Below are 26,609 nucleotides of genomic sequence, written 5' to 3' on the forward strand. Positions count from 1 at the left end.
TTGAATATCAAACTACCTTTACCAAAAAACTAGTATGAAGACAACTCCTACCCTTCTTTGCATTCCCGACATAAGCGGCTTTACAAAGTTTATGAAAGAGGTGGATATCAACCTGAGTTCTCAGGTTATTTCCTCTTTGTTAAATAATATTATTTATGCAAACCAAATAGGATTAAAAGTTTCAGAAATTGAAGGCGACGCTGTCCTGTTTTTTAGAGCTGGTGATTTACCAACTATAAAAGAACTGGTAGACCAGTGTAAGCATTTTTATGCAGAATTTTACAAGCAAATGGACGTGCTATTAACCAAACACAAGGAAAAGCATCCAGAAATTGATTTTCCAGAGATGCTAGGTTTAAAAATCGTATTGCACTTTGGCACTGAAATAGGCATGGTACCTATTGGCAACCGAATTAAATTAATGGGAGAAGATGTGATCACAGCCCATCGTTTTTTAAAAAATGATGTTCCTATTGATGAATATATATTAATTTCTGAAGCGTTACTTTTAGAATATAAAGAAAAACATATCGATCAAAATTTTGATTGGGGTAACGTAACTTCGGGAATATTGAATGATGAACATCTAGGCAAACTACGGTATAGTTATATAGACCTTACACCTTTAAACGGTGAGCAATAAAAAATCCCGCCGTGGCGGGATTTTTTTATTCTTTTTCTTTTCCAATTCCAAATTCTTCAGATTGTTCTCCGTACTGATTTGGATGTTTCTCTTTTTGAGGACCTTTTTCTCTTTTAGGATTTAGGCTATCTCTTTTTTCTTTATCTGAATTCATATTGTTTCTTTTATGCTGTATCGCGAGGTTTATGTTGTTCTCTACGCTGTTCTACTTGATGGTTAATTTCTTTACCATCACTCTCATTTGATTTATGATTAATTGCAGAATCTTCTACAGATTTTTTATCATCTTGTCCTGGTATTTTCTTCTCGTTGTCCATAATTTATTTTTTTGTTTGTTTAAAATTAATAAATATAAAATGGTATCTCTTTTTATTAGGAAACCTTAACATTCAACTGTTAATGACTTCTCAATTAGCAAATTGCTAAGAAATATTACGCAAACACTGCTGTATATTTACGTAATTTCAGTAATGAAAGAAACAAAAAACAAACAAATACTATGAAAACAACAAAAGAAAAAGCAGATGAGAATATTCATGATAATTTAGTGAATAATCTTCAAAATTTATTAGAGAAAAATTACGACGCAGAAAAAGGTTTTAAAAAGGCAATGGAAGATTCTAAAAATAGCCGACTAAAAAGCTATTTTCAACATCAAGCGGCATTAAGAGGTCGCTTTGTAAATGAGTTAGATAAAGAAATTAGAAATCTAAATGAAACTCCAAAACAATCTGGAAGTGTTACAGGTGATTTGCACAGAACATGGATTGATATAAAAACTGCTTTTACAGGAAAAGACGATGAAGCTGTTTTAGAAGAATGTATCCGCGGGGAAAAAGCAAGTGTAGAAGAATATGAAGAACGCTTGCAAAATAACAACTTCCCGCCAGAAGTCTCAAATGTGCTAAACAATCAATTAACAGAGATTAAGTCAACGTTGTCTAAAGTTAAAACACTGGAAGATATTGCAGATGCCTGGAACTAGGATCCAGAAGTAAAAAAAATCCCACCGATTGGTGGGATTTTTTTATGTCGTAATTTCAATATTTGCTGATTTAATAGCTCCAAACCCACCAGCAACATCAATACCCGTATGGATGCCTCGTGCTTTTAAAATGGAAGCTGCAATCACCGAACGATAGCCTCCAGCACAATGAATATAAAAAGGGTCTTTTTTAGGAAATACGTCTAAATGCTTATTTAACTCATCTAATGAAGTATGTGTTGCCTGCGGAAGATGCGCAGTTTCCCATTCGCCGTCCTTACGAACATCAAACACTGGCACTCCCTTTTTCAATTCCTCTTTTAAAGTTTCGGCAGACACAGAGAGCATACTATCTATTTCCTTTCCGGCTTTCTTCCAGGCTGCAATACCGCCGTTTAAAAAACCTAAAGTGTTATCAAATCCAACTCTGGAAAGTCTTGTTACAGTCTCCACTTCCCTACCTGCTGGCGTCACTAGTAAAATAGGCTGCTGTACATCTGCAATTAAAGCGCCAACCCATGGAGCAAATCCACCATCGATACCTATAAAAATAGATTGAGGTATATGCGCTTCCATAAAATCTTTTTGGTGACGTACATCCAAAATAACAGCTCCTGTCGAGTTTGCTAGTGCTTCAAACTGTTCTGGAGACAATGGTTTGGTTCCGGTAGCTACAATACTATCGATCGAATTATACCCTTCTTTGTTCATTTTTACATTCTGCGGAAAATACACAGGTGGTGGTGCCAACCCAGCGGTAACTTCTTTGATAAATTCTTTTTTAGTCATGTCTGCACGCAAGGCATAATTCATTTGCTTTTGATTGCCTAAAGTATCCACCGTTTCTTTCATCATATTTTTTCCACAGGCAGAACCCGCACCATGTGCCGGATAAACGATCACATCATCTGCCAGTGGCATTATTTTATTCCGAAGACTATCGTATAGTATTCCTGCAAGATCCTCCTGTGTCATATCGGCTCCTTTCTGTGCTAAGTCTGGTCTTCCCACATCTCCTAAAAACAAGGTATCTCCACTAAAAATACAATAGTCTTTTCCATTTTCGTCTTTAAGCAGATAGGTGGTGCTTTCCATTGTATGTCCAGGAGTGTGGATTGCTTTGATTGTTACCTTACCTACTTTAAATTCTTGACCGTCATGAGCCACAATCGCCTCAAAAGATGGATTAGCATTAGGACCAAAAATAATAGGAGCTCCTGTTTTTTCAGAAAGCGTAAGATGCCCACTTACAAAGTCAGCATGAAAATGAGTTTCAAAAATATATTTAATAGTTCCGTTATCTCGGGCTGCTCTATCGAGATACGGACTCGTTTCTCGTAAAGGATCTATAATAGCAATTTCCCCATTACTTTCAATATAATAAGCGCCTTGAGAAAGGCAACCTGTGTATAGTTGTTCGACCGTCATTAGTTTCAGAATTTTAAGCAAAGATAGTAATAGTTCACTTGGATTTTTCTTTGGAAAGGAATGTGTTTCAGTTTTCACAAAACTTTCACAAATAGCACTAATACTTAATGTATATTTAGCCCTTCTTATTTTAAAACTTTCAGAAATAATGATCAATAACATTTTTATAGCAGTACTCTTGGCATTAGCCGTAGGTTGTAATTCTGCTCAAAAGGCAACAGACGCAGAGGTTGACGCGACTTCAGAATCTATGAGTTCAATGTCCAACAATGGGGTACCTTATGCCAATACCATCACTAGTAGTGAATTGAAAACTCACTTATATAAATTTGCCAGTGATGAAATGCAAGGCCGGATGACAGGTAGTGAAGGGCAAAAAATGGCAGCTAAGTATTTAAAAGATTTTTATGTAAAAGAAAACATAGCTGCACCTACCGATGCAGGATATTTTCAATCGATTCCTGCGGAATATTTTAGCAGAGCTCGGGACCCGAAACCTTCAGAAAATGTAGTTGCGTTTATAAAAGGTTCTGAAAAACCTGAAGAAATCATCGTACTCTCGGCTCATTATGACCACGTTGGAGTTGATAAAGATGGCAACGTCTTTAACGGAGCAGATGACGACGGTAGTGGAACGGTTTCCATGCTAGAAATGGCTGAAGCTTTTCAGAAAGCCGTAGAAGATGGCAACGGTCCTAAACGTTCAATCTTATTCTTACATGTAACGGGCGAAGAAATTGGATTGTATGGTTCAAAATATTATACTGACAATCCGTTGTTTCCGTTAGCAAATACAGTCGCGAATTTAAATACCGATATGATTGGTCGTATAGATCCCGACAAAAAGGACTCCCCAAATTATATTTACTTGATTGGTAGTGATAAATTAAGCCAAACCTTACATGATGTTTCAGAAGAAGTAAACAACAAGTATATTAATTTAGAGTTGGATTACACCTATAATGATGAAAATGATCCTAATCGCTTTTATTATCGAAGTGATCATTATAATTTTGCAAAAAATAACATTCCGATCATCTTTTATTTCAATGGAGTGCATGAAGATTATCACAAAATATCTGACACACCAGACAAAATCGAATATGATTTAATGGAAAAGCGCGCACGTTTGATATTCTTGACGGCTTGGGAAGTAGCAAACCGTGATGAACGTATTACTGCAGATAAATTATAAGCGTGATACGTGAGAAAAAATAAAAAAGCCTCAAGTGTAACAAAACGCTTGAGGCTTTTTTTATATAAATTACTTTAGGCTCTGCCATTGAGGTTTCGTAATTCTGTACCAATTATGTAATTCCCCTTCAAAGTCAAACTGTTCGACATACTGCATCCCAACTTTTCTTAAAACTTTATTAGAGCCCATATTATTGACATCTGCTGCAGCGCAGATTTCTTTAAGGCTTAAAGTCTCAAAACCATACTTTAGTGATGCTACTGCTGTTTCTGTAGCAATGCCCTTTCCCCAAAATTTTTTTCTTAGCCGGTAACCCAGGTCATAATAAGAATACTCTCTTACATTTTCTTCATATTTTATCCCTGTCCAACCTATAAATTCATTAGTTTCTTTATCTATAATCGCCAGACGACCTAATCCGTTAGCATCATATTGTTTTCTAATTTGCCTTATAATTTCTTTGGATTCTTCAAGTGCGCTTATAGGATTCTTCCCAAGAAATTCGTGTACCGCAGGGTCTGAATCCAATGCAAACATATCAAGAGCATCCTTAAGTTCTAGATTTCGAATTAGGAAACGTTCAGTTTCTATATATACTTGTTTTATCATTAGAAAAACTAATTGATTTAAAAATATAAAATTAGCTCCACCAATTCTTCATTATAGTAAATACTTCAGGATTGCTTAGTAACTCCCTATGAGAACAATTGTAAATAACTTGAGTATTCGCACTATTAAAATTTAGGTCTTTCACAGGATTTTTATGCTGCCCTAAAGCACTTTTAACATATACCAAACCGTCGCTCATATTATTATTTTTTTTAGTCTTCTTCTTACCATTTACTGCTGCAATTGCATAGCAGTCTACCCATTGAGGCAAGGCGCTATGCTGTCTTTGATCTCCTGTAATTTCGAATCGATCTTTGGAGTCCCAATCTTCGTCTACAATAGCACCATATCTTAAATCGGTTACTCCTGCACTTCGCATTTTTCCTAATCTTGCAAAAGGCTTTGTATAGGGAATAAATTCTAGAATTCCATCTACATAGTGTCCTATTCGCTCCATAGGTGCTCCGTGGTGAGGGGTTCCCAAAAATATTATTTTAGCAAGTTGCTTTGTCCATTTCATTTTTTTCTGAAACCCGTAATGAATTGCACTTCTTAAAACTAATCCTCCCATACTGTGAGCGACCATATTGATTTCTTGAACGGGTACTGGCCAATTCTTAATTAGATCTTCTAAACTTTCATTAAACTTTTGACCGTTGGTAGAAATATGAAGACCTGTATTATAGTATAAAAAAACAGGAGTGGCATGTAATTCCTCTGCTAATTTAATTCCGTGGTTATGATTATTTTGAGTCCACTGTGTATCATTCATACAAGAGCCGTGTACCATTACTAAAATTTTTCCACTTACTTTTGGGTATGTCTCGCTAATCTGTTTGCTGTTGAATTGAATATTCTCTCCTTTGAACCTAAATTCCATTTCAATTGCTAGCGGATTTTCCTTTTCTTCCAAATAATCTCCGACCAATCCATTTAAAACCGCACGGACTATTTCTATTTTATTATTTCTTTTATTATCTCCACTAACGTGAGCCACAACTCCTAGTCCTTTATCTAATCCCTTTCCCGCCATACGGATACCTCTCTTAATATTCTTATAGGCGACACCCGCAACATTGGTAATTAAATGCTGTATGGGAGTAGAAGGTATAAAAGGTGGGTTGACTATCCTTTTGTGCATGGCTTCGACAAGATCTGTAATGCCTAATGAAGCATCTGTAAGTAAGGTTGCAAGACCCTGCAGATCGGAACCTTCTTTTGAATTATTAGCCATACATTTATTTTTTAAAAACTAAAAAGCCTCCAAATTTCTTTGAAGGCTTTCAGGGTGGAAGACCGGGTTCGAACCGGCGACTTCTGGTACCACAAACCAGCGCTCTAACCAGCTGAGCTACAACCACCATATTGCTTTCCTATTGAAAGCGGGTGCAAATATACTTCAAATCCTTTTCTTCTACAATATATTTTTTACAGAATTTTATTTCAAATCGAATAAAGAATCGACAGCAGGATACCGTTCACTAGTAAATCCTTCTGCATGCTCCACTCCTATTAGTCGTCCAAAGTTTCTACAACGATACTCAATACTATCTGTTGCATTTTGTGAAGCAATTGGAGTCATAGGCTCCTTATTGTCTGCGTCAAAAAATTGACTTTTATAGGCGCGTATCGCCTCCATTTTTTTATCCATAAACCCTGTCACATCGACAACAAAATCTGGCGTAATTTCTTTCCATTGAATATAATGATACACATGTTTAGGCCGCCATTGGTGTTGATGATTCCCCTCGTGTAGTGTTTCTATTTTTCGCAATCCGCTTAAAAAGCAAGCATCACTCACCAATTTACTTCCTTTTCCGTGGTCAATATGGCGATCATCAATGGCGTTACATAACACAATTTCGGGTCTGTATTTTCGTATGATTTTGATAACTTCTAATTTCGAAGCCGTATTATTAATAAAAAACCCATCTGCAAATTCTAAGTTATGACGCATTGAAACGCCAAGAATTTTCGCAGCAGCAGCCGATTCTTTATCCCGAATTTCGGCAGTGCCTCTGGTACCCAACTCACCTCTAGTAAGATCAAGAATACCTACTTTCTTTCCGTTGGCAATTTCTTTTGCAATAGTGGCGCCAGCACTCATTTCTACATCATCGGGATGTGCTCCTATAGCTAATATATCTAATTTCATACTATACTAATTCTGGTGTTGCAATCGCTGCAAAAGCTTGCTTAAAATCTGCAATTAAATCCTCTTTATTTTCTATTCCTACTGAAAATCTCAACAAACCATCATTAATACCCTGATGTGCCCTTTCTTCTGCTGAAAGTAACGCATGAGAGGTATGTGTAGGAGATAAAATTGTAGACTCCACTCCTGCAAGACTCATGGATTGCTTAATTAATTTTAATTTTTTCATAAATGCATTAGTGTCAATTCCTGCTACCAATTCGAACGAAAGCATTCCTGTAAAACCATTCATTTGTTTTTTTGCAAGGTCGTGGTCAGGGTGATCTTTTAATCCCGGATAATAAACTTTTTGTACCAACTCATGTTTCTGAAGCCACTTCGCCATTTTTTTAGCATTTTTATTATGTGCTTTTACACGTATCGCCATCGTTTTCATACTTCTTTCCAATAGCCAAACGGTATAATCACTTAAGCTCCCGCCTAAATTCTTAGCGATGTTCCAGATCTTGTCCATATGTTCCTGTGAAGCAGCCACAGCACCCGCACAGATATCACTATGACCCCCCATATATTTGGTAGCACTGTGGATACAAATATCTATTCCAAAATCATGAGGGGTTTGATTCACTGGACTGGCAAACGTATTATCAATCATGGTCACAATGCCTCGCTCACGTGCGATACTTGAAATCATTTCAAGGTCAGTTATAAGCATTAAAGGGTTGGAAGGTGTTTCCACAAAAATGACTTTTGTATTTTCTTGTATGGCTGAAAGGAAATCTTCTTCAGAAAAACCTTTCGTAAAACTATGCTCAATTCCGAATTTATGTAATTCTTCCACTACAAAATTATAGGTACCACCATACAAAGTTTTTGGCAAAACGATATGATCTCCTTTCTGAAGAAAAGCTAGTATCGTTGTACTAGTTGCGGCCATCCCACTTCCAAATATCATACCTGCTTCCTTTTTTTCCAACATGGCAATCTTTTTGCCAAGCGCTTCCTGATTAGGAGTATTAAAATAACGCGGATATCTTTTTACATCCACACCATCATATTGGTAGGAACTCGACATATATAAAGGGGATATCGCGCCTTGAAATTGTTCATCTTTTACCTCGCCAACATGTGTGCAGATGGTATTAATACCTAAATTTTTAGAATCCATAGGAGTATTGTTTTCTGAAAGGGAAAGGTACTATTTTATGCCGAAAAATAAATGATTATTAAAAACTTTCATCTGTAAAATCAAAGCAGTTTTCTATCTTTATCCTATGAAATTACTGCTTACCAACATCAAAGAATTACTTCAGGTTCGCGACAATCCTTCAGAAGTACTAAGAGGAAAGGATATGTCTCAACTTCCTTCCATCAAGAATGCATGGCTTTACATAAAGAATGGTGCTATAGTCGATTATGGTTCTATGGAACATAAGCCAACCTACGAAGGGTTTAAAAATATTGACTGTACTGGCAGAGTGGTCCTTCCTAGCTGGTGCGATAGCCATACACATTTGGTATATGCCGGAAACAGAGAACAGGAATTCGTAGACAGAATTAAAGGACTAAGTTATCAAGAAATTGCTGCTAAAGGAGGCGGAATTCTAAACAGTGCAAAAAAATTGCAGGAAACTTCGGAAAATGAACTCTACCTACAAAGCGAAAAACGTCTCAAAGAGGTTATGAAACTGGGAACGGGAGCTATTGAAATAAAAAGTGGCTACGGACTTACCACCGAAGCAGAACTTAAAATGCTTCGCGTTGCCAAAAAACTGAAAGAGCATTACCCTATTGCGATCAAAACTACGTTTCTGGGAGCCCATGCCATTCCAAATGAATTTAAGAACCATAAAAAAGGGTATCTGGATTTGATTTGTAAGGAGATGTTGCCAAAAGTGGCCAAGGAACAACTCGCCGAATATATTGATATCTTCTGTGAAGAAGGTTATTTTTCAGTCGAAGACACAAACCGTCTTCTTTCTGAAGCAGCCAATTACAACCTCATTCCAAAAATTCATGTCAATCAGTTTAATGCTATAGGTGGTGTTTCCGCAGGCGTACAACACAATGCATTGAGTGTAGATCATCTAGAGGTGGTAACAAAAGAAGATATCACTGCTTTAAAAGGAAGTAACACCATACCTGTTGCACTTCCCTCCTGCTCCTATTTTTTAAGTATCCCTTATACGCCAGGCAGAGAACTTATTGATGCAGGTCTGCCGTTAGCGTTGGCAACCGATTACAATCCGGGTTCTACACCAAGCGGAAATATGAATTTTGTGGTGGCAACTGCCTGTATTAAAATGAAACTCACTCCCGAAGAAGCTATCAACGCAGCGACAATTAATGGTGCATATGCCATGGGTTTAAGTAAAACACACGGAAGCATTACCAAAGGAAAACAAGCAAACGTTATCATTACCAAGAAAATACCGTCCTATAGCTATCTGCCGTATGCCTTTGGCAGCAATTTAATCTATAAAGTTATTATCAACGGAAAAGAAATACGATGAACGAACTAGTATGCTACTCTAAAGATGCCATTGTATCTCGTACTAAAATCCGAGAAGGGGAAACTAAAGTGGGTCAAAAGATTGAGGTATTGCAAGATAGTACTCAACTTTCTGAAACTTCTGCGACCTACATACTAGTGGGTATTCCCGAAGATATTGGCGTGAGAGCAAATTATGGCAACGCAGGTACTGCCGAAGCCTGGAATGAAGCACTCAATGCGTTTTGTAACATTCAGGTTCATCCAAATATTCCTGTAGAACGTATCGCTTTATTAGGTGCAATTAATTGTACTCAAGAAATGCGTTCCGCAGAAAAAAATAATGACATGGCTCATTTGGGAAAATTAGTTAAAGAGATTGATATAAAAGTAGCCACCATTATCGAAAAGGTAGTTGCTGCTGGTAAAATTCCTATTATAATTGGTGGTGGTCACAACAATAGCTTCGGAAACTTAAAAGGAGCATCAAAAGCCCTAAAAAAACCAATTAACTGTATCAATTTTGATGCCCATACCGATTTTAGAGCTTTGGAGCACAGACATAGTGGTAATGGGTTTCGTTATGCAAAGAATGATGGATCTTTACATAAATATTTTATTTTTGGAGTGCACCGAAATTATACCTCTCAACCGGTTTTTGAGGCACTAAAAGCAGCTTCAGAACATGTGCGTTTTAGTTTATTTGAAGACATTGCAGTAACTAAAAATATAACTTTCGCTAAAGCATTAGAAGAAGCTTCAGCCTTTATTAGTGACACTCCGTTTGGAATTGAACTGGATATGGACGCCATAGCAAATATGGGAAGTAGCGCGATGACACCCAGCGGGTTTTCAGTAGAAGAAGCCCGACAATTTTTGAATTATTTTTCAGCAAATAAAAACTGTACGTACATTCATATCTGTGAAGGAACTCCTAGTGCGGCCTTATTTTCAAATCATGTGGGAAAAACAATTTCATATTTAATTAGTGATGTCCTTTCAAAATGAAAATAGTATCCTTTCAGCAAACCTATAAAAAAGCCTTCTTCGACCTCAATATAGAATGGTTGGAAACCTTTTTTTATGTAGAAAATTTTGACCGTGAAGTGCTAAGCAATCCCGAAAAGTACATTCTTAATCCAGGCGGACATATTTTCTTTGCTATAGAAAAAGAAGTGGTTTTAGGGACAGTTGCCTTGATGAAAAGAAACGATGCTCTTTTCGAATTGACTAAAATGGCAGTGCTTCCCAACCAGCGAGGTAAAAAAATTGGTCAGCAATTGATACAATACTGTATCGATTTTGCTAAAGAAACTAATTTCGACTTGTTTCTCTACTCAAACACCATTTTGGAAAACGCTATCTACATTTACCGCAAGTATGGTTTTATAGAAGTTCCTGTAGAACCTGATAGCCCGTATGAGCGTAGTAACATTAAAATGATATTACCCCTAAAATCATAAAGTAATGTAAAAGTGAGCACTGTACAAAAGGATGATTTGTAACTTCGGAAAAAAATAAACCATCATGAAACAAATATTCGTATCCTTCTGTATTGTGGCAACTTTAGTAAGCTGCAAAAACGAAACTAAATCTACCACTGAAGCTACCTCGCAGGTAGAAACCGAATCAGTTACAGAAACTCCAGAATTTTCAGTAGCCGACGTGACAATTACTCCAATTTCGCACGCCACGATGGTGTTGGAATTATATGACAAAGTAATCTATGTTGACCCTGTTGGCGGTGCTGCTGCCTTTGAAGGACAACCAGAACCAGACCTTATTTTAATAACCGATATTCATGGAGATCATTACGATTTGGAAACCCTTAAAAATGTAAATACCGCCGATACTAAAATTATTGTACCACAGGCCGTTGCCGAAAAAATGCCCGAATTTATGCAGGCACAAGTGGCTTTGATGAGTAATGGCAGCAATCAAGATGTATTTGATTTTAATGTCGCTGCAATACCTATGTATAATTTAAGAGAAGAAGCCTTGAAATTCCATGAAAAAGGGAGAGGAAATGGCTATGTAATTACCATTAATGGTGGAAAAATTTATATTTCGGGAGATACCGAAGACATTCCTGAAATGCGAAACCTCAAAGGGATCGACATGGCCTTTGTTTGTATGAATTTACCGTATACTATGACCGTTGAAAGTGCTGCCGATGCAGTATTAGACTTTCAACCTAAATACGTATATCCCTATCATTATCGAGGTACCGAAGGTTTAAGTGATGTTGCAAAGTTTAAAAGTTTGGTTGAGGCTGGCAGTGACAGCATTCAAGTGACACAACTGGATTGGTACCCAGATAAAGGGTAATTTTTTACATTAATAGGTCCAATTTATTAATTTTTTGATGACATTTTAAATGACTGGCGATATAGTAGTGAAACATTTAAAACTACTATTATGAAAGTCGCTATTCGCTATGTCATTGCCTTATTTTTAACTTTAGGTATGCTCTCTTGTTCCTCCAATGACGATGATAACAATAATTCATCAGAAATTTGTAACAATGGAATCGATGATGATGGTGATGGGCAAATCGATTGTCAGGATGGAGATTGTTCAGAAGCTCAAAATTGTACGCAAGGAGGTTCAGACATAAGATTAAAAGAAAATATTACTTTACTTCCCTATGGTCTTTCAGAAGTATTACAATTGGAGGGAAAGATGTATTCTTACAAAGCTGATGTATCTTCAGAAAAACGTCTGGGTTTTATCGCTCAAGACGTTCAATTAATAATGCCAGAATTAGTATCGACGAATGTAAGTAATGATCGACTTCAGATACATTATATGGACATGATGGCTGTGTTGGTAAATGCTATCCAAGAGCAACAAATATTACTTGACGACCACGAACTACAAATTGAAATCCTAAGTTGTCAAATTGAAAAGCAAGAGCAATTAAAATAATATAGCACTATTCAAGCCATAGTTTAAAGTCCTTTACACGTTCTCGTGCAACAATAACTTCCTGTTCTTTGTAGCTATTCAATTTTAATTGAAGGCGCGAATTCGTGTAAGAAATTATATCCTGGATCGCATTGATGTTGACATAAAATTTCCGGCTAATACGAAAGAATATTTTGGGAGATAATTCTTCTTCCAGATTTTCTAATGTGGTATCCAGCAGGTAATCGCGACCATCGACAGTATGCGCATATGTTCCCTTGTTTTCAGAATAAAAGCATTCGATTTCATCAACAGAGATCATTTTAATATGTTGCCCAATTTTAGTGGTAAAACGTTTTTTGTACTCTCGTTCCACTGGATTGACCAATAACTTCTTGATATCTTCAAAATTCAATTGAACGTTTTGTTGTGCTGGCTTTAAGGTTTTATATTTTTTTACAGCCGCCTCCAGTTCTTCCTCGTCAATGGGTTTTAACAAATAATCAATGCTATTTAATTTGAAAGCTTTTAAAGCATATTCATCAAAGGCAGTAGTAAAAATTATAGAACTTTTTACATCTATAACATCAAATATTTCGAAGGAAAGCCCATCACTTAATTGAATATCTAAGAATATTAAATCGGGGTGTTTGTTTTCTGAAAACCAAGCGATGGCTTCTTCCACACTATGAAGCATCATTTCAGCTTGTACTCCTAGTGTATCCAGCATTCGTTGCAACCTTCTTGCCGAAGGCTTTTCATCTTCAATTATAAGTACATTCATAAGATAGTTTTTCTTTTAGGATTGATCGGTTGAAAATTACGTGATACAGTTACTGGTTCTTATCTAGAAACTCTTTCATTTTGCGCTCTTCCCAGTTTTTCAAGAATGTAATAGTAGGGCCAAAGACCCACAAACCGTGAAAGAACAATCCAATTCCCCAGAAAAAGGGTGTGATAAAAAACCCCCATCCAGACATTCCCATATGTATTCCTGTTCCGCTAAAAACACCAATATTTGCAAGGAAAATAATTATATTAACCAAAATATAAATAGTAAGGTGGGTATAAAATCCTTTAATATCTTCTACTCGCTTTTTTGCTCTAGCTAATTTTTCTTTATCTGTATGTTGCATGACGCCATTATTTAATCATGTTATTTTTTATTTTTTCTTCCTTTTCTAGGTATTCTTTCATTTTACGAGCTTCCCATTGCTTTCCGAAGAATGGATTCCAGTGAAACGCCTTCGCAGCGTGAAATAATAGTCCAATTCCCCAAAAAAAAGGAATAACTATAATATTCCAAGAGAACCAAGATCTAAAATCTGAAGGATATCCATCAATAATAGTTTCTAAAAATCCAATCCCAGCAAGCACAATGATAAGATTTACAAAAATGTATACCAAAAGGTGGCTGTAAAAGTCCTTGATTTCTTTTATTCTATTCTTAGCATATGCTATTTTCTGCGCTCTTTCAGTTTTCATTATTTCTTAAATAAAGTGTTGTTTGAGTTTTCTTCTTCGTCCATATATTCTTTCATTTTGCGTTCTTCCCATTTCTTCCCAAAAAAAGGATTCCATTGAAAAGCCTTTGCAGCCTGAAAACATATTCCTATTCCCCATCCAAAGGCAGCCCATAAAAACCATGGATGCCTTAATTCATTGACATAATAATTTAATCCTGCTAAGAAGCCTATAAATACAATGTAACTTAAAAGCGAGGTGTAAAATCTTTTTATATTTTTAACTCTTTCTTTCGCCTCGTAATACTTGGTGTCTTTTTTTGGAGTTTCCATACTATTTAGTTTTAATTAATAAGGTAAAATTAGGGGTCATAGCTATGAGTTTAAAAAATGAATTTCTCAATTGTCATATTCTATAGCTGAACTGTATTCTTCCTAATCTTCCTTATCCATAAGCTCTCGAATCTTCCGTTCTTCCCAATCTTTTCCAAAGAACGGATTCCAATTAAAGGTTTCTGCAGCATGACCAGCCACTCCTAGTCCCCATCCACCTATAGGAAAGATGGCCCATGGAAATCCTGTACCCGACTTAAAATTAAGCCAAATAAAAAAGGGCACAAATAGAAGATAAATGGTAAGGTGTACGTAAAATCCTTTTAGCTTATCAACATGTTCTTTTGCTAATTCATATTTTTTGTCCGAAATATAACTGTCTTGTGTATTCATAAGTAATGTTTCTTTTGTGAGCATAGGAATTGCTATGCTGAATTGTTTTTTATTTTCTGAAATATAAACAGGTCGTTTTGTAAGCAATGCGTACCGATCTGTAATATTGCGTAACCCTACTCCGGTGCTTTCTCTCATAACCTGCTTAGGCTGAATGTTATTAGTAACCGTTAAGTTTCCGTTTTCTTCAAAAATAGAGATATGTAGTTTTTTTGAAGGAGTTACCTGATTGTGTTTCACAGCATTTTCTAACAATAACTGAAGTGATAACGGAACTACCTTTGCTTCAGGGTCTGAAATCGTTTCAGGAACTGTAAAAACAATACTATCTTCAAAGCGCATTTTAATAAGTGACATGTATAGTTCTGCAAATTTTAATTCTTCAGCAACAGTAACCAATTCTTTATTTTTCTGCTCCAATACATATCTGTAGACCTTTGACAATGAAGTTGTAAATTTTGTGGCTGCCTGAGGATTTTCTTCAATTAAACTCGTTAATACATTTAAGCTGTTAAATAAAAAATGAGGGTCTAGCTGGTTTTTTAAGGCATCAAACTTAGCTGAAGCCGTTCCTGCTATAATCTTCTGTTCCTTTACTTTGGATTCCTGTTTAAATTTATAATAGTAAACTAAATAAAAAATTGAGGTTACAACCATGGCAATAAGCAGAGAACTATAGTAATAACTAGGTGTCTCACTGGCAATAAATTGATCGAAAGGTACCTTGTAATAAACTACTTCGGTAAAGAATCGCAATAAGAACAAGCAAATAAGTGTAATCACAATACCTCCCGCAATCCCTATGCTAAGTCGCTTTAGTTGGAATAAAGCACTTCCATATTTAGTAATCAAATAATAAAACAGGAACATATTTCCCATATAGAGGACTACCGAATACAGTTGATTAAATGCGAACTTGAAAAAAAACTGTCCACTTGTAAGCACATTATATCCATTAATGTATTGAATTACCGAAACAACTATGAATACAAAAATTCCTACAAAAAATGCTTTTCCTATTTCCTTTATTATTCTCATACTATTTTTTACAATCTGCTAAAACTTCCTGTGCTCTTGTTTCATAAAACTTTGGATAAAACGGATCAGCGTTGGTTTCATTTTTAGCCAATGCGATGGCACGTTCTATATCTTTACAATACGGTTCTGTGGATTGACCAAAAAACTGTGCAGAACCCATATCCCATTCGGCTTTACCCATAACTACCCGAGGATTATCTGGGGCTAACTTTGCAGCTTCAGCATAGAGAAAGGCTACCTTTCCAGCATATTTCATTCCGTAGCGTTGCCCGTCGTGGGCGATCCATACGGTATAGTATTGAGCTTCTAGCACCTTCAATTCTGGATTATCCTTAGAAAGAGCCTTAGCGTCATTAAGATAATTTAATGCCTTTTCTTGAAGCGCCGCTAATTTTGTCCCATCCTTTTCATTAAAGCCTTTGATTATATTTAATTGGGCAACATAATATGCTGGCAACCAATTATCCTTTTCTACCGAAGCAATTCTCTCAAACGTATTGGCAGCTTCATCCATAGTGCCAGCTTCCCATTGTTCAAAAGCTTTTATCATCCCACTCTCGTATTTAGATTGGGCAAATGTTATTACTGAAAGCAGTAAAAGTAATGTAGATGTGAATATTGTTTTCATAGTGATTGTGTTTATAAAGTTATACTTTTTTAATTATAATGAGATGTCGACTTTTTTTATCATTCCATTAGTTAATTCGAATTTAGCATCTTCAAATTTTGGGGGTCCAAACATTCCTTTGGCGTTATTGGAACATCCATAATCCTCCTTGGGAATCATTCCCATAATCATATCGAACTCGTTGTCTTCATCTTCATCATGATAAAAAGAAACCGCATACACTCCGTCTGGTATCTCTGAAAAAGTAACCGAAGCTTTCTTGTTTTCAATAAGTATTACAGCTCCTTTATACTGCTTTTCCAAAAAAGTAGCTGCACTATTGTACAATCCTACTTTTACGTTTCCGTCGTTACTTGAAAGATTTGAAATATGTACTTCAACTGTATTTTGAGCGCTCATAAGCATAGCTCCAAAAATAATTGCGAGATAGGTGATGACTGTTTGCATAATTTTAGTGTTTTATATGATAGTGTAAATGTCTTTTAAATTGGATGTAATCTCAATTGATTTTGACTGAACTGTTATTTTTTTATACTGAATTGTCATATTCATATATACTTAAAGATTTCAGCACCTCCTTACAACGTATCCAATTGGTTATCGGTTCCGTTTTCACTTATCGTCCAAAAGAACCCTACGAAGAAAAACTGATCTGCTGCGGGTCTCAACGTCCTTCTATTGAATGTCCCATTCGCATTAGGCGTGTCTGCATATTGATAGCCGTTTTCGTTAGCAAAGCCAAAAACATTATTAATCGAAAAATAAAGTATTTGCTGTTGCGAGATTAAATATGCCCAGTTAACACTTACACTATTAAATGCTTTTGTATTCTTCTGAAGAAACCCTGGTGCATTTGGATCTGTATAGGTTCTGCCACTACCATATTGGTAACTTAAGCCCACCTGACTCTTTAAGTCTTCTAGCCAGTATTTTGTCACAACTGAAGCATTATGCTTATTTGCAAAAGGAGGTATCGCTGCCGTTGGAAAATTTCGATGCATTCGTTCACTATCCAAATACGAGTAACTCACCCAGTAATCCAGATTTTTAATACTTGCGTTGTCTCTCCAGAAAAAATCTATTCCTTGTGCAAATCCGTCGCCATTATTTGCAAAATTGCTATCAAAACCTGTAAATTCTGTATCATAGGTAATTAAATTGCTGTATTGCTTTCTATAGGCTTCAGCTCTAAAAATCCTATTGTTATGTACATATTGATAGTTTAAAATATAGTGTTGCGTTTTTCTGGCTTCTAGATCTTGCTGAAACTTGAGTACTTCACTATCTGGTTGCTGATAAAAATCGCCGTAGGCAATAGATAACTGGCTATTTTTTCCTGTTTTATACGCTACTGAAGCTCTTGGAGATACGGTAAATTCGTCAAACAATTCACTATACTCGCCACGAAGCCCAAGTTTAACTGCAAATTTTCTAGAGAAAACGATATCTGTTTCAGCAAAAGCCGCTGTGATATTATTATCGTATCCGTAGATGGCTGCAACCTCCGGATTGCTAAAATCTTCAGAGAAATCGGTTAAGAACTGCTCTGCTCCTAGACTCAATTTTACACGATTGCTAAATCGCTTTCTTAGTTTTAGCTTAAGATGTATAGAGTTTTCGGTATCTTTTATATCATTATCCATAACGCCAACATCTGTTTTAGCATGGGTATAACTTCCGCCGCCAAAGATCGTCCAGTCATTGTCTAATTCGCCTGTATAACTTGTATTTGTATAAAAGTTATTATTTTTCAGTTTAAAATTTACTCCTTCAGGAGTATTAATATCCTCTTGCGTTAGCTCAAATTTTGACGCATCAAAAGCCGCATAGAATTTTAATAGACCCTTGTCAAATTTTCTTCGGAAGACACTTTCTCCCGAAAAAGACTCAAAAGGTTTTTGCCAGTCGTTTCGGTCTGGTAATGCAGCGACGTATGGGGTCAGATTTATGTAAGAAGCATTGACACTTACAGAAGATTTCTCAAATATCTGCGTATTACTAAGACTCGCTCCAACCGTCATCAATGCAATATCGGTCTTCTCTTGGTCTGGCTCATCGATAGAATTCAGTAATAGAACAGATGACAACGCTTGTCCGTATTCAGAGCCATACCCACCTGTAGAAAAAGTAATTCCGTCAAATAAGAACGGACTATACCGTCCGCGGGTTGGAATATTATTTGTCGTAGGAACGTATGGAGTAAACACACGAATTCCATCAATAAAAATTTGAGTTTCATTGGCATCGCCCCCACGTACAAATAGACGACCGTCCTCTGCAACGGTAGTCGTTCCTGGAAGGGTTTGTAAAGCTCCTACAAAATCTCCTAGCGCACTTGCGGTGGTCACAATATCCAAAGGCTTTAAAACCGAAACCTTACTATTGTCGCTCGCTTCAAGCGTTCCTGCAGATATTACAACGGTATCCAACGAATTGACATCCTCACGCAATAGGATTTGTAAGTCGTTCATTTGAGTGACTTCTGCCGCCATGGAAAAGGTTTCAAAAGAAACATAAGAAATCTGAATGATCTGTATTCCAGTTTCGGAAGTTGAAAAAGAAAACTTTCCTTCTTCATTTGTGGTTGCACCATCATAGGTTCCTTCTAAAAATACATTGGCGCCCATGATAGCTGTTCCAGATGTATCTTTTACAGTACCCGAAATAAGGGTTTGTGCATTGGTTTCAGAAGCAAAAAAAGAGATTGCGAAAAGCAGTAAGAGTAAGAAAAAGTGGTTTTTGGTTAAAAGTTTCATAGTGGCTGTTTTGTTTATTTCTGATACAAAGATGTTTTATAAAAAAGCACTTTCAGAATGTATTCCACTCAACTGTAAAATTTTAGTGCTGAATTGTAAAATGTTCTAAAAATTGTGGTTAACAATATTCAGTAAAATCGAAAAATAGTATCTTCACAGGATGTAATTCAAATCCAATGGAAACTGAACAAAAGGTAGATGCCTATATAAAAAAGCACTCAAAATGGACTGAGAAGATGTCTCAGATTAGGGAAGTGCTTCAGCAGACAGAACTTATCGAAGCGATAAAGTGGGGAGCGCCTGCCTATCTTATAGGTACAAAAATTGTATTGGGAATTGCTGGGTTTAAAAACCATATGGGACTATGGTTTCACCAAGGTGTCTTTTTAAAAGATGCTGAAAACAAGTTAATGAATGCTCAAGAAGACAAAACAAAAGCGTTGCGACAATGGCGGTTTGAAGAAGATGATACGATCGAACCAAAGCTTTTACTAAACTATGTGAATGAAGCGATTGCGAATGCCAAAGCTGGAAAGGAATTAAAACCTGTAAAAGCAAAAGTGGCTAAAAAATCTGAAGTTTTAGAAAGTGCTTTTAAAAAGGATGCATCATTACATTCAGCTTTTAAAAACTTATCTCCTGGAAAGCAAAGAGAGTATTCTGAATATATTGCAGATGCTAAAAGAGATACAACAAAGCTATCACGCCTGGAAAAAATTATTCCAATGATCAAAGAAGGGAAAGGCCTACACGATAAATATAAAAACTGCTAGCCTTGAAAAAACCTCACTTTAAAAGCTATTCTAAACGACAACTTATATTTTACACAAAACGAGCTGTCTATATATTGTTTGCATGGGTGCTGGTTTCCAATATTTTCTTTTTCTATGAGTTTTATACCTTAAAAAGTCAGAACGCACTAACTTCTAGTTTTGATTTACAGACATCTTTTTTTTCAAATTTAATTGTATCCTCATTGGCAGGACTTATTGGAGGTGTTTTTACTGTAAATCTAATGGAACGTTGGCTTCGAAGGCATGTGTTTTGGAAAGCGCTTTCGGCTATAATCGTAGTTTATATTATTGCTGCCCTATTGGTGAGTGGTATTGGTGCTGCCTATTTTTACACCGATTATTTAGGGAAACCCATCACACATCCAGAAGTTATTGATGCTGTAATTTCGTTTTATAGTACCTTTTTATTTCTAAAAAATTTCATTCTCTGGCTCATAATTGTTATTGTCACACTTATCGTTTTAATGGTCAATGACAAATATGGTCCTGGTGTTTTTCCAGATTATTTATTAGGACGCTATTTTATGCCGAAACAAGAGCGTCGCATCTTTATGTTTGCCGATATCAAAAATGCAACGGGCATTGCAGAGGACTTAGGCGAAGAGCGTTATTTTAATTTTCTGAAAGATTTTTTTAGAGATATCGCTCCTGCCATTGTACAAACCAGAGGTGAGGTGTATCAATATGTCGGGGATGAAGTAGTCGTTTCCTGGAAAATGAAAAACGGACTAAAAAAAGGCAATGCGATACAGTGTTATTTTAGTATGAAGAAAATACTAAAATATCGCCATAAGAGGTATCTTGACAGCTATGGCTACAAACCTGAATTTAAAGTTGGGTACCATTTTGGAAATGTTATGGTTGGTGAGATCGGTCAAATAAAACGGGATATCGCATTTACAGGGGATGTATTAAATACAACAGCTCGTATTCAATCTTTATGCAACGAATTAGGCGTTGAGATTTTAGTGTCTGAAGATTTTGCAAAAATAGCAACCATACTACCTAAGGGATATAAAAAAGTAGCCGTAGGCACTGAAGTTTTAAGAGGAAAAGAACATAAAATGGAGCTGTATACCTATAAAAAAAATAAAAAGTAAAAAATAATTTATTCGGAAAGGTATTCGATGAGTTGTCGCATGGCTTTTCCACGGTGTCCTATGTCACTTTTTTGCTGTAGCGTCATTTCGGCAAATGATTGCTTAAAACCTTTTGGCTGAAAAATAGGGTCATACCCAAACCCTTTCTCTCCTCTTTTTTCTAAAAGAATTTCACCATCACAAACCCCTAAAAATAATACTTGACTACCCTTGTAATTAAGTGCAATAGCAGTTTTAAATCGGGCATTTCTATTTTTTGAAGCCTCTAAATTTTTTAGTAGCTTGTTCATATTAAGCGTTGCGTTAGTAGCCTTTCCAGCATATCGCGCACTATACACGCCAGGTTCTCCGTTAAGGGCATCTACTTCCAGCCCGGTGTCATCTGCAAAGCAATCGTATCCATAATGGTCTTTTACATAATTTGCTTTTAGAATTGCATTGCCCTCTATGGTTGTAGCTGTTTCACGTATGTCTTCCACACACCGGATATCATCCAAGCTAAGTAAGCTAAAGTGCTTAGGAAGCAATTTTTTTACTTCCTCAAATTTATTTTTGTTGTGAGTGGCAAAGACAAGTTCCATAATTCAATATATTGTTTAGAGTGAAAGGGTATTTTACCTTTTATATTACTAATGTATAAAAGTTCTCTCAAAGGTAGTTATCTAGTCATTTAAAAACCGGGCCACAATCTCATCACTTGCTTTGATCGTATTCTTGGACCACTCAATTTCTAATTCTAGTTTTTCTGCTTCAGAAAGGCGCCAGTCAATGGTGGATTGCTTCAGTTTTGTGACTACATATTGTAAAATAATCGCTGCGGAAACTGATATATTCAAACTTTCAGTAAAACCATACATGGGTATTTTTAGATAGGTATCTGCTTCTCTCAATACAGCATCGCTTAATCCATAACTCTCCTTTCCGAAGAAAAATGCACTTTTTTTGGTCACGTCAAAATCATGCAATAAATGTGAATGCTCATGGGGTGAAGTGGCCACAATCTGGTAACCTTCCTTTTTTAATGTATGAATGCACGCCTTTGTAGAATCATGCCTTTGTAAAGAAACCCATTTTTGGGCACCCATGGCTATTTCTTTGTCAATACTTTTCTGATTGAGTTCTTCTATGATATGCAAGTCCTGTACACCAAAAACCTCACAGCTTCGCATCACAGCACTCGTATTATGTAACTGGTACACATCTTCGGTTACTACGGTAAAATGGCGGGTTCGCTTGGCAAGAATTTCCTGAAATAAATGGGCGCGACGTTCGGTAAGGTAGCCTCGAAGATATGCTAAAAGTTCTTGTTGCAAAAGAGTTGGTTTTCAGTAAAAATAATGAAAATATAATCTAATTAAACCCTGCTCAATACCTCCACTGTCGCTCTTTATTAAGCTCTTCTTCTTTTGCAATTTCTTCCTGCGGGATTACCTTTAAAAAGGAAGGATGTTGCTCGATAGCATATTCCAGCTTTTCTACGATGGAATCTACAGACTCGTTTTCATAGTCAATGTCTAGCGGCTCTTTAATTTCCATTGATTGCAGAATTCCTCTTTTCTTAATTCGAAGTCCTTTACGATCAAACGAACGTCTAAATCCGTCAATTACGATAGGCACTACAATAGGTTTATTTTTTTTAATGATATGTGCAGTTCCTCTTCTAATAGGTTTCCAGGGGCGAGTGGTTCCCTGCGGAAAGGTAATTACCCAGCCATCATCCAAAGCCTTTTTAATGCTACTCACATCACTCATCTTTACCTGTCTTTGTACTTCTTTACCTTCGGCACGCCAAGTACGCTCAATACTTACAGAACCTGCATACGCCATAATTTTAGGTAATAATCCAGACTGCATGGTTTCTTTAGCGGCAACAAAGTAAAGATTTAATTTAGGTTTCCAGAGGTACCCAATGTTTTTGATACTGTCTTCTCTTCCACTTAAACTGGCATTAAATACGTGAAACATGGCAACTACGTCTGCAAAATAAGTCTGGTGATTAGATACAAAGAGGACATTAGTATCTGGTAAATTTTTAATGACTTCACTGCCGTCAATTTCCAGTTTGTTAAACCCTTTAAATCTGCGATGGGTTAAGGCTCCAAGGATACGGATGAGCCATAATTTGAGGAAAAGTATATGTCCAAAAGGATTTCGTTTAAAAAGCCCCATAAGTTTCAGTTTGTTAGAAATTCCACCACATTTTTAAATAAGGCGGAATAGCAAATATACTGAAAAATTAGCCTTCTCTAAGCAGCTCTTGTAGTATTTGGCGTACCTCACTCAGCATCATAGCAGTAGCCCCCCATACTACATGATCATTTAACAAATATGCTGGCACCTCAATATCGGTAGCATACGAGGTTGTAAGTGTCTTAGTGACCAAAACCGAATCATCCATAAAATGGGAAAGGGGTACTTCTATCAATCCCTCCACCTCGTCCTCTTGTGGGATAAACTTCGGGGTCTGTTCTGTGATCCCTAAAAAAGGCTGTACAAAAAAATTGGAAGGTGGTATATAGATCTCGGTAAGTTCTTTTAATACTAAAACTTCATCTGGTGCCACGCCAACTTCTTCATGAGTTTCACGAAGAGCTGTTTGCTGTATATTTTCGTCTTCAGGTTCTACTTTCCCTCCTGGAAATCCTACTTGAGCAGAATGAACACCTTTGTATGTTTTTCGAAGAATGAGGATTAGGTGTGTTTCATCCCTGTCTGAAGGGTAAAATAATATCATTACTCCTGCTTTACGACCTGTTTTCTTATCTCTGGCTTGTTGTTTAAGTTCCAGCAAACGTTCAATAGGCGCCATTTTTAAATGAAGGGCTTCACCAGGAAGTTCCATTTTTGTTATTTTTACAATCTGTTTTTTAAATTCTGAAAAATCCATTTATGAAATTGTCGCTTTCTGTTTTAATCTGCTGTTGTGTACTTCTTCTAAGTTGTGAAGATACCAAAAAAGAAAAACAAGTTTCTGCTGAAAAAACACCAACTACGACTGAAGCTTCAGAAAAAAATACTGAGGAAACTGAAACTCCTTCAGAAAAAAAATATCCAAAAATCACTCAAGAAAATGTAGTCGAATTTTTAACTGCCTACGGAAAAGATAATCCTGAAACCAACCTCCGAATTACCACTACTCATGGAACTATTGATTTGGAGTTGTATGAAGACACACCCTTACACCGTGCCAATTATATATACCTAACTAAGCAAGGGTACTTTGACAATACCTTTTTTCATCGCATCGTTCCTAATTTTATTATTCAGGGAGGAAATAGCGACAATGCAGATACCAATGAAAAACGGTATCAAATTGGAAAAGACTACCTTATTCCTGCAGAACTAAATGGTCGCAATCACACCTACGGTAGTGTTTCTGGAGCAAAACAATACCGTGAAAATCCAGATAAAAAAACAGCGCCTTTCGAGTTTTTTATATTTTTAGGACCACAAACATCAACCAGCCACCTCAATGGAAATTATACAGTTTTTGCAAGAGTAACCAATGGGATGGATGTGGTCGAGAAAATTGCGAATCTGCCTGCAGATGACAACGAATGGCCACAAAAAAATGTAGAAATTAGTGTTGAAGTATTATAATAACTTAAAGTAAAACAATATGAAATTAGGTGCATTTTCAATCAGTTTAGCTGTAAAAGACATTAAGGCTTCCAAAGAATTTTACGAAAAGCTTGGCTTTTCAAAATTTGCCGGAGCACTCGACAAAAAATACCTGATCATGAAAAATGAGAATTCACTTATCGGACTTTTTGAAGGAATGTTTGAAAATAACATTTTAACTTTTAATCCTGGATGGGATGAAAATGCGGCAAAAGTCGAAAACTTTGATGATGTAAGAACCATTCAGAAAGAATTAAAAGAAAAAAATGTATCGCTTATGAAAGAAGCCGATACGGCAACTTCTGGGCCAGAAAATATTACTTTTATGGACCCAGACGGAAATGTGATCCTTATCGATCAACATGTGTAACTAAAGAACTTTACTTTTATTCATTAAAAAAAGCCCTACAATTGCAAGGCTTATCTGTTAGTTTATAGGAAAGGGAGTTAGTTGCCTTTTTTATAATCTGCTAAAAATTTTTCCAGTCCAATGTCTGTTAAAGGGTGTTTCAACAAGCCTTCAATAGATGATAGTGGTCCAGTCATCACATCGGCTCCTATTTTTGCACAATCTATTACATGCATGGTGTGACGTACAGAAGCCGCAAGGATTTCAGTTTCAAAAGCATAGTTATCGTAAATTAAACGAATTTCTGCAATAAGGTTTAGACCGTCGGTTGAAATATCGTCCAGTCTTCCAATAAATGGAGACACATAGGTTGCGCCAGCCTTTGCTGCTAATAACGCCTGCCCTGCTGAAAATACCAGTGTACAATTAGTACGAATCCCCTTATCTGTAAAATATTTAATAGCTTTAACACCTTCTTTAATCATGGGCACTTTAACAACGATTTGCTCGTGAAGTTGAGCTAGCTCCTCACCTTCTTTAATCATTCCGTCAAAATCGGTTGCAATCACTTCTGCCGAAACATCACCATCTACAATAGAACAGATATCTACATAATGCTTCAGTATATTTTCTCTGCCGGTAATACCTTCTTTTGCCATCAACGACGGATTGGTCGTAACGCCATCCAGAACACCTAAGTCCTGCGCTTCACGGATTTGATCTAAATTAGCAGTATCAATAAAAAATTTCATAGTAAAGAGTCACTTTAAAGTTTCAGCAAAAATAAAGAAGATTACTACAGTTAGAAAATTGTGTATGAAAAGTTATCAGAAAGATGTTGATAAGATAGCTATACGTTAGAAACTTGTGTCAAATTATTTATCCAGATGATAATGCTTCATAAGCATTTTTTCGTAGGTTTTACTCGGAAGTATTTTTTTGAGTACAATAGAAAATCGTTGAATAAAAGCACCTTCTCGATAGCGAACCGCAGGCTTGTTTGTCTGAATAATCTTATAAACAGCTTTGGCCATTTCTAAAGGATCGCCACCACTTTGCACATGGTCATTCATTGTTTTTAGGGTTTCTCCATAATCCTTTTCGTAAGGTGAACCTTCTAGGATAGGGGCATGATATCTTCCGGCGGCGATATTGGTTGCAAAATCACCTGGAGCGATATTGGTCATGTGCACACCAAACTGAAGCGTTTCCATACGATAGGCTTCAATAGTAATTTCCAATGCCGCTTTACTCGCAGAATATATTCCGCGGTAGGGCAACCCCATATATGCAGCGATAGAAGTCACATTAATAATATGACCCGATTTTTGTTTGCGAAGTTGTGGTAAAACAGCCTTGATCACTTCTAGAGGACCAAAAAAATTGGTATCAAATGCCTTTCGCATTTCATTGGTAGGCGTTTCTTCAATAGGTCCTGTAATACCCACGCCCGCATTATTTACCACCACATCAATTTTCCCTTCCTTGTCAATGACTTGTTTAAAAGCTTCCGTAATAGTTTCGGGCTTAGTAACATCCAAGGCAACGAGAGGAAATTTAGTAGTTGAACTATAATTCTCTGGATGACGACTCGTTCCGTAGACAATACACTCTTTGGTCAATAAAAATTCGCCAATAGCTTTTCCTATTCCTGATGACCCTCCTGTGATAAAAACAACTTTTGGCATACCTGTACTTAAAGGACAAAGATGCGCTTTGTG

At 36.4% G+C, this 26,609-nt stretch carries 33 protein-coding genes and 1 tRNA gene; 12 read left to right on the plus strand and 22 right to left on the minus strand.

The genetic code is table 11. The features are described from left to right. The first annotated feature begins 34 nt into the window (after positions 1-34). Complete coding sequence (locus ACFQO1_RS07515; RefSeq protein ID WP_380217378.1) at positions 35-643, plus strand: DUF2652 domain-containing protein; 609 nt, start codon at positions 35-37, stop codon at positions 641-643. Positions 644-668: 25 nt separating this feature from the next. Here ACFQO1_RS07515 and ACFQO1_RS07520 read toward each other — a convergent pair whose 3' ends face one another. Next, positions 669-797, minus strand: a complete 129-nt coding sequence (locus ACFQO1_RS07520; protein WP_380217379.1) for a hypothetical protein — start codon at positions 795-797, stop codon at positions 669-671. Positions 798-807: 10 nt separating this feature from the next. After that, positions 808-960, minus strand: a complete 153-nt coding sequence (locus ACFQO1_RS07525) for a hypothetical protein (protein WP_380217380.1) — start codon at positions 958-960, stop codon at positions 808-810. 182 nt (positions 961-1,142) lie between these two features. Here ACFQO1_RS07525 and ACFQO1_RS07530 point away from each other — a divergent pair, with 182 nt between their 5' ends. Continuing rightward, a complete protein-coding gene (locus tag ACFQO1_RS07530) occupies positions 1,143-1,628 on the plus strand; it encodes a ferritin-like domain-containing protein (protein ID WP_380217381.1) in 486 nt (161 codons plus the stop codon). A gap of 42 nt (positions 1,629-1,670) precedes the next feature. Here ACFQO1_RS07530 and ACFQO1_RS07535 read toward each other — a convergent pair whose 3' ends face one another. After that, positions 1,671-3,056 carry an MBL fold metallo-hydrolase gene (locus ACFQO1_RS07535; protein WP_380217585.1) on the minus strand — a complete coding sequence of 462 codons (1,386 nt, stop codon included), beginning with the start codon at positions 3,054-3,056 and terminating at the stop codon, positions 1,671-1,673. 148 nt (positions 3,057-3,204) lie between these two features. Between ACFQO1_RS07535 and ACFQO1_RS07540 the strand changes: the two genes are divergently transcribed. Then, entirely contained in the window at positions 3,205-4,251 is a 1,047-nt protein-coding gene (locus ACFQO1_RS07540; protein WP_380217382.1) for a M28 family metallopeptidase, read from the plus strand. A 69-nt stretch (positions 4,252-4,320) separates the two neighbouring features. Here ACFQO1_RS07540 and ACFQO1_RS07545 read toward each other — a convergent pair whose 3' ends face one another. From ACFQO1_RS07545 to ACFQO1_RS07565, 5 genes are all read right to left on the minus strand, one after another. Beyond that, the gene (locus ACFQO1_RS07545; protein WP_380217383.1) at positions 4,321-4,860 is read right to left on the minus strand and encodes a GNAT family N-acetyltransferase; all 540 of its coding nucleotides are present in this window, start codon (positions 4,858-4,860) and stop codon (positions 4,321-4,323) included. 31 nt (positions 4,861-4,891) lie between these two features. Beyond that, positions 4,892-6,094: an esterase/lipase family protein gene (locus ACFQO1_RS07550; protein WP_380217384.1), complete on the minus strand. Its 1,203-nt coding sequence runs from the start codon at positions 6,092-6,094 to the stop codon at positions 4,892-4,894. Between the two features lie 52 nt (positions 6,095-6,146). Next, a tRNA-His gene (locus tag ACFQO1_RS07555) sits at positions 6,147-6,222 on the minus strand. A gap of 76 nt (positions 6,223-6,298) precedes the next feature. Then, the gene (gene bshB1 / locus ACFQO1_RS07560; RefSeq protein ID WP_380217385.1) at positions 6,299-7,015 is read right to left on the minus strand and encodes a bacillithiol biosynthesis deacetylase BshB1; all 717 of its coding nucleotides are present in this window, start codon (positions 7,013-7,015) and stop codon (positions 6,299-6,301) included. A 1-nt stretch (position 7,016) separates the two neighbouring features. Then, the gene (locus ACFQO1_RS07565) at positions 7,017-8,183 is read right to left on the minus strand and encodes a trans-sulfuration enzyme family protein (RefSeq protein WP_380217386.1); all 1,167 of its coding nucleotides are present in this window, start codon (positions 8,181-8,183) and stop codon (positions 7,017-7,019) included. Between the two features lie 106 nt (positions 8,184-8,289). Here ACFQO1_RS07565 and hutI point away from each other — a divergent pair, with 106 nt between their 5' ends. The 5 genes from hutI to ACFQO1_RS07590 all read left to right on the plus strand — a co-directional run bounded on the left by hutI (position 8,290) and on the right by ACFQO1_RS07590 (position 12,434). Continuing rightward, a complete protein-coding gene (gene hutI, locus ACFQO1_RS07570) occupies positions 8,290-9,528 on the plus strand; it encodes an imidazolonepropionase (protein WP_380217387.1) in 1,239 nt (412 codons plus the stop codon). Continuing rightward, positions 9,525-10,514 (plus strand): formimidoylglutamase, encoded by a 990-nt coding sequence (locus tag ACFQO1_RS07575; RefSeq protein WP_380217388.1) that lies wholly within the window; start codon positions 9,525-9,527, stop codon positions 10,512-10,514. The genes hutI and ACFQO1_RS07575 overlap by 4 nt, the downstream gene beginning before the upstream one ends. Next, positions 10,511-10,969: a GNAT family N-acetyltransferase gene (locus tag ACFQO1_RS07580; protein WP_380217389.1), complete on the plus strand. Its 459-nt coding sequence runs from the start codon at positions 10,511-10,513 to the stop codon at positions 10,967-10,969. The genes ACFQO1_RS07575 and ACFQO1_RS07580 overlap by 4 nt, the downstream gene beginning before the upstream one ends. 64 nt (positions 10,970-11,033) lie before the next feature. Next, positions 11,034-11,834 (plus strand): MBL fold metallo-hydrolase, encoded by an 801-nt coding sequence (locus tag ACFQO1_RS07585; protein ID WP_380217390.1) that lies wholly within the window; start codon positions 11,034-11,036, stop codon positions 11,832-11,834. 90 nt (positions 11,835-11,924) lie between these two features. Further along, positions 11,925-12,434: a tail fiber domain-containing protein gene (locus ACFQO1_RS07590; RefSeq protein ID WP_380217391.1), complete on the plus strand. Its 510-nt coding sequence runs from the start codon at positions 11,925-11,927 to the stop codon at positions 12,432-12,434. 7 nt (positions 12,435-12,441) lie between these two features. Here the strand turns inward: ACFQO1_RS07590 and ACFQO1_RS07595 are convergent, their stop codons facing one another. The 8 genes from ACFQO1_RS07595 to ACFQO1_RS07630 all read right to left on the minus strand — a co-directional run bounded on the left by ACFQO1_RS07595 (position 12,442) and on the right by ACFQO1_RS07630 (position 19,024). After that, the gene (locus ACFQO1_RS07595) at positions 12,442-13,197 is read right to left on the minus strand and encodes a LytR/AlgR family response regulator transcription factor (RefSeq protein WP_380217392.1); all 756 of its coding nucleotides are present in this window, start codon (positions 13,195-13,197) and stop codon (positions 12,442-12,444) included. 49 nt (positions 13,198-13,246) lie between these two features. Beyond that, a complete protein-coding gene (locus tag ACFQO1_RS07600; RefSeq protein ID WP_380217393.1) occupies positions 13,247-13,549 on the minus strand; it encodes a 2TM domain-containing protein in 303 nt (100 codons plus the stop codon). A gap of 7 nt (positions 13,550-13,556) precedes the next feature. Next, positions 13,557-13,898, minus strand: coding sequence for a 2TM domain-containing protein (locus ACFQO1_RS07605; RefSeq protein WP_380217394.1), 342 nt, complete (start codon positions 13,896-13,898; stop codon positions 13,557-13,559). Next, positions 13,898-14,209: a 2TM domain-containing protein gene (locus tag ACFQO1_RS07610; protein ID WP_380217395.1), complete on the minus strand. Its 312-nt coding sequence runs from the start codon at positions 14,207-14,209 to the stop codon at positions 13,898-13,900. Before ACFQO1_RS07610 ends, ACFQO1_RS07605 begins: the two co-directional genes overlap by 1 nt. 102 nt (positions 14,210-14,311) lie before the next feature. After that, a complete protein-coding gene (locus ACFQO1_RS07615; protein WP_380217396.1) occupies positions 14,312-15,640 on the minus strand; it encodes a 2TM domain-containing protein in 1,329 nt (442 codons plus the stop codon). A 1-nt stretch (position 15,641) separates the two neighbouring features. Beyond that, entirely contained in the window at positions 15,642-16,268 is a 627-nt protein-coding gene (locus ACFQO1_RS07620; protein ID WP_380217397.1) for a hypothetical protein, read from the minus strand. 33 nt (positions 16,269-16,301) lie between these two features. Beyond that, on the minus strand, positions 16,302-16,715 hold the full coding sequence (locus ACFQO1_RS07625; RefSeq protein ID WP_380217398.1) for a DUF2141 domain-containing protein: 414 nt from the start codon (positions 16,713-16,715) through the stop codon (positions 16,302-16,304). A 131-nt stretch (positions 16,716-16,846) separates the two neighbouring features. Next, the gene (locus ACFQO1_RS07630; protein WP_380217399.1) at positions 16,847-19,024 is read right to left on the minus strand and encodes a TonB-dependent receptor; all 2,178 of its coding nucleotides are present in this window, start codon (positions 19,022-19,024) and stop codon (positions 16,847-16,849) included. A gap of 176 nt (positions 19,025-19,200) precedes the next feature. Here ACFQO1_RS07630 and ACFQO1_RS07635 point away from each other — a divergent pair, with 176 nt between their 5' ends. Beyond that, positions 19,201-19,797: a YdeI/OmpD-associated family protein gene (locus tag ACFQO1_RS07635; RefSeq protein WP_380217400.1), complete on the plus strand. Its 597-nt coding sequence runs from the start codon at positions 19,201-19,203 to the stop codon at positions 19,795-19,797. A 2-nt stretch (positions 19,798-19,799) separates the two neighbouring features. Further along, complete coding sequence (locus ACFQO1_RS07640) at positions 19,800-20,918, plus strand: adenylate/guanylate cyclase domain-containing protein (protein ID WP_380217401.1); 1,119 nt, start codon at positions 19,800-19,802, stop codon at positions 20,916-20,918. Between the two features lie 8 nt (positions 20,919-20,926). Here ACFQO1_RS07640 and ACFQO1_RS07645 read toward each other — a convergent pair whose 3' ends face one another. The 4 genes from ACFQO1_RS07645 to ACFQO1_RS07660 all read right to left on the minus strand — a co-directional run bounded on the left by ACFQO1_RS07645 (position 20,927) and on the right by ACFQO1_RS07660 (position 23,805). Then, a complete protein-coding gene (locus ACFQO1_RS07645) occupies positions 20,927-21,499 on the minus strand; it encodes a non-canonical purine NTP diphosphatase (protein ID WP_380217402.1) in 573 nt (190 codons plus the stop codon). 81 nt (positions 21,500-21,580) lie between these two features. Continuing rightward, positions 21,581-22,231, minus strand: a complete 651-nt coding sequence (locus ACFQO1_RS07650) for a TrmH family RNA methyltransferase (protein ID WP_380217403.1) — start codon at positions 22,229-22,231, stop codon at positions 21,581-21,583. 52 nt (positions 22,232-22,283) lie between these two features. Further along, a complete protein-coding gene (locus ACFQO1_RS07655; RefSeq protein ID WP_380217404.1) occupies positions 22,284-23,087 on the minus strand; it encodes a lysophospholipid acyltransferase family protein in 804 nt (267 codons plus the stop codon). Positions 23,088-23,154: 67 nt separating this feature from the next. Beyond that, on the minus strand, positions 23,155-23,805 hold the full coding sequence (locus ACFQO1_RS07660; RefSeq protein WP_380217405.1) for an NUDIX hydrolase: 651 nt from the start codon (positions 23,803-23,805) through the stop codon (positions 23,155-23,157). A gap of 2 nt (positions 23,806-23,807) precedes the next feature. On the opposite strand from ACFQO1_RS07660, the gene ACFQO1_RS07665 reads away from it, so the two are divergent. Then, on the plus strand, positions 23,808-24,518 hold the full coding sequence (locus tag ACFQO1_RS07665; RefSeq protein WP_380217406.1) for a peptidylprolyl isomerase: 711 nt from the start codon (positions 23,808-23,810) through the stop codon (positions 24,516-24,518). Between the two features lie 19 nt (positions 24,519-24,537). Continuing rightward, positions 24,538-24,909, plus strand: a complete 372-nt coding sequence (locus tag ACFQO1_RS07670; RefSeq protein ID WP_380217407.1) for a VOC family protein — start codon at positions 24,538-24,540, stop codon at positions 24,907-24,909. A gap of 77 nt (positions 24,910-24,986) precedes the next feature. On the opposite strand, the gene fsa is transcribed toward ACFQO1_RS07670, so the two are convergent. Both fsa and ACFQO1_RS07680 read right to left on the minus strand, forming a co-directional pair. Then, positions 24,987-25,640, minus strand: a complete 654-nt coding sequence (fsa, locus tag ACFQO1_RS07675) for a fructose-6-phosphate aldolase (protein ID WP_380217408.1) — start codon at positions 25,638-25,640, stop codon at positions 24,987-24,989. 123 nt (positions 25,641-25,763) lie between these two features. Then, positions 25,764-26,576, minus strand: coding sequence for an SDR family oxidoreductase (locus tag ACFQO1_RS07680; protein ID WP_380217409.1), 813 nt, complete (start codon positions 26,574-26,576; stop codon positions 25,764-25,766). Positions 26,577-26,609 lie beyond the last annotated feature (33 nt).

It is taken from the genome of Jejudonia soesokkakensis, assembly GCF_042664795.1.
Taxonomy (GTDB): domain Bacteria; phylum Bacteroidota; class Bacteroidia; order Flavobacteriales; family Flavobacteriaceae; genus Jejudonia; species Jejudonia soesokkakensis.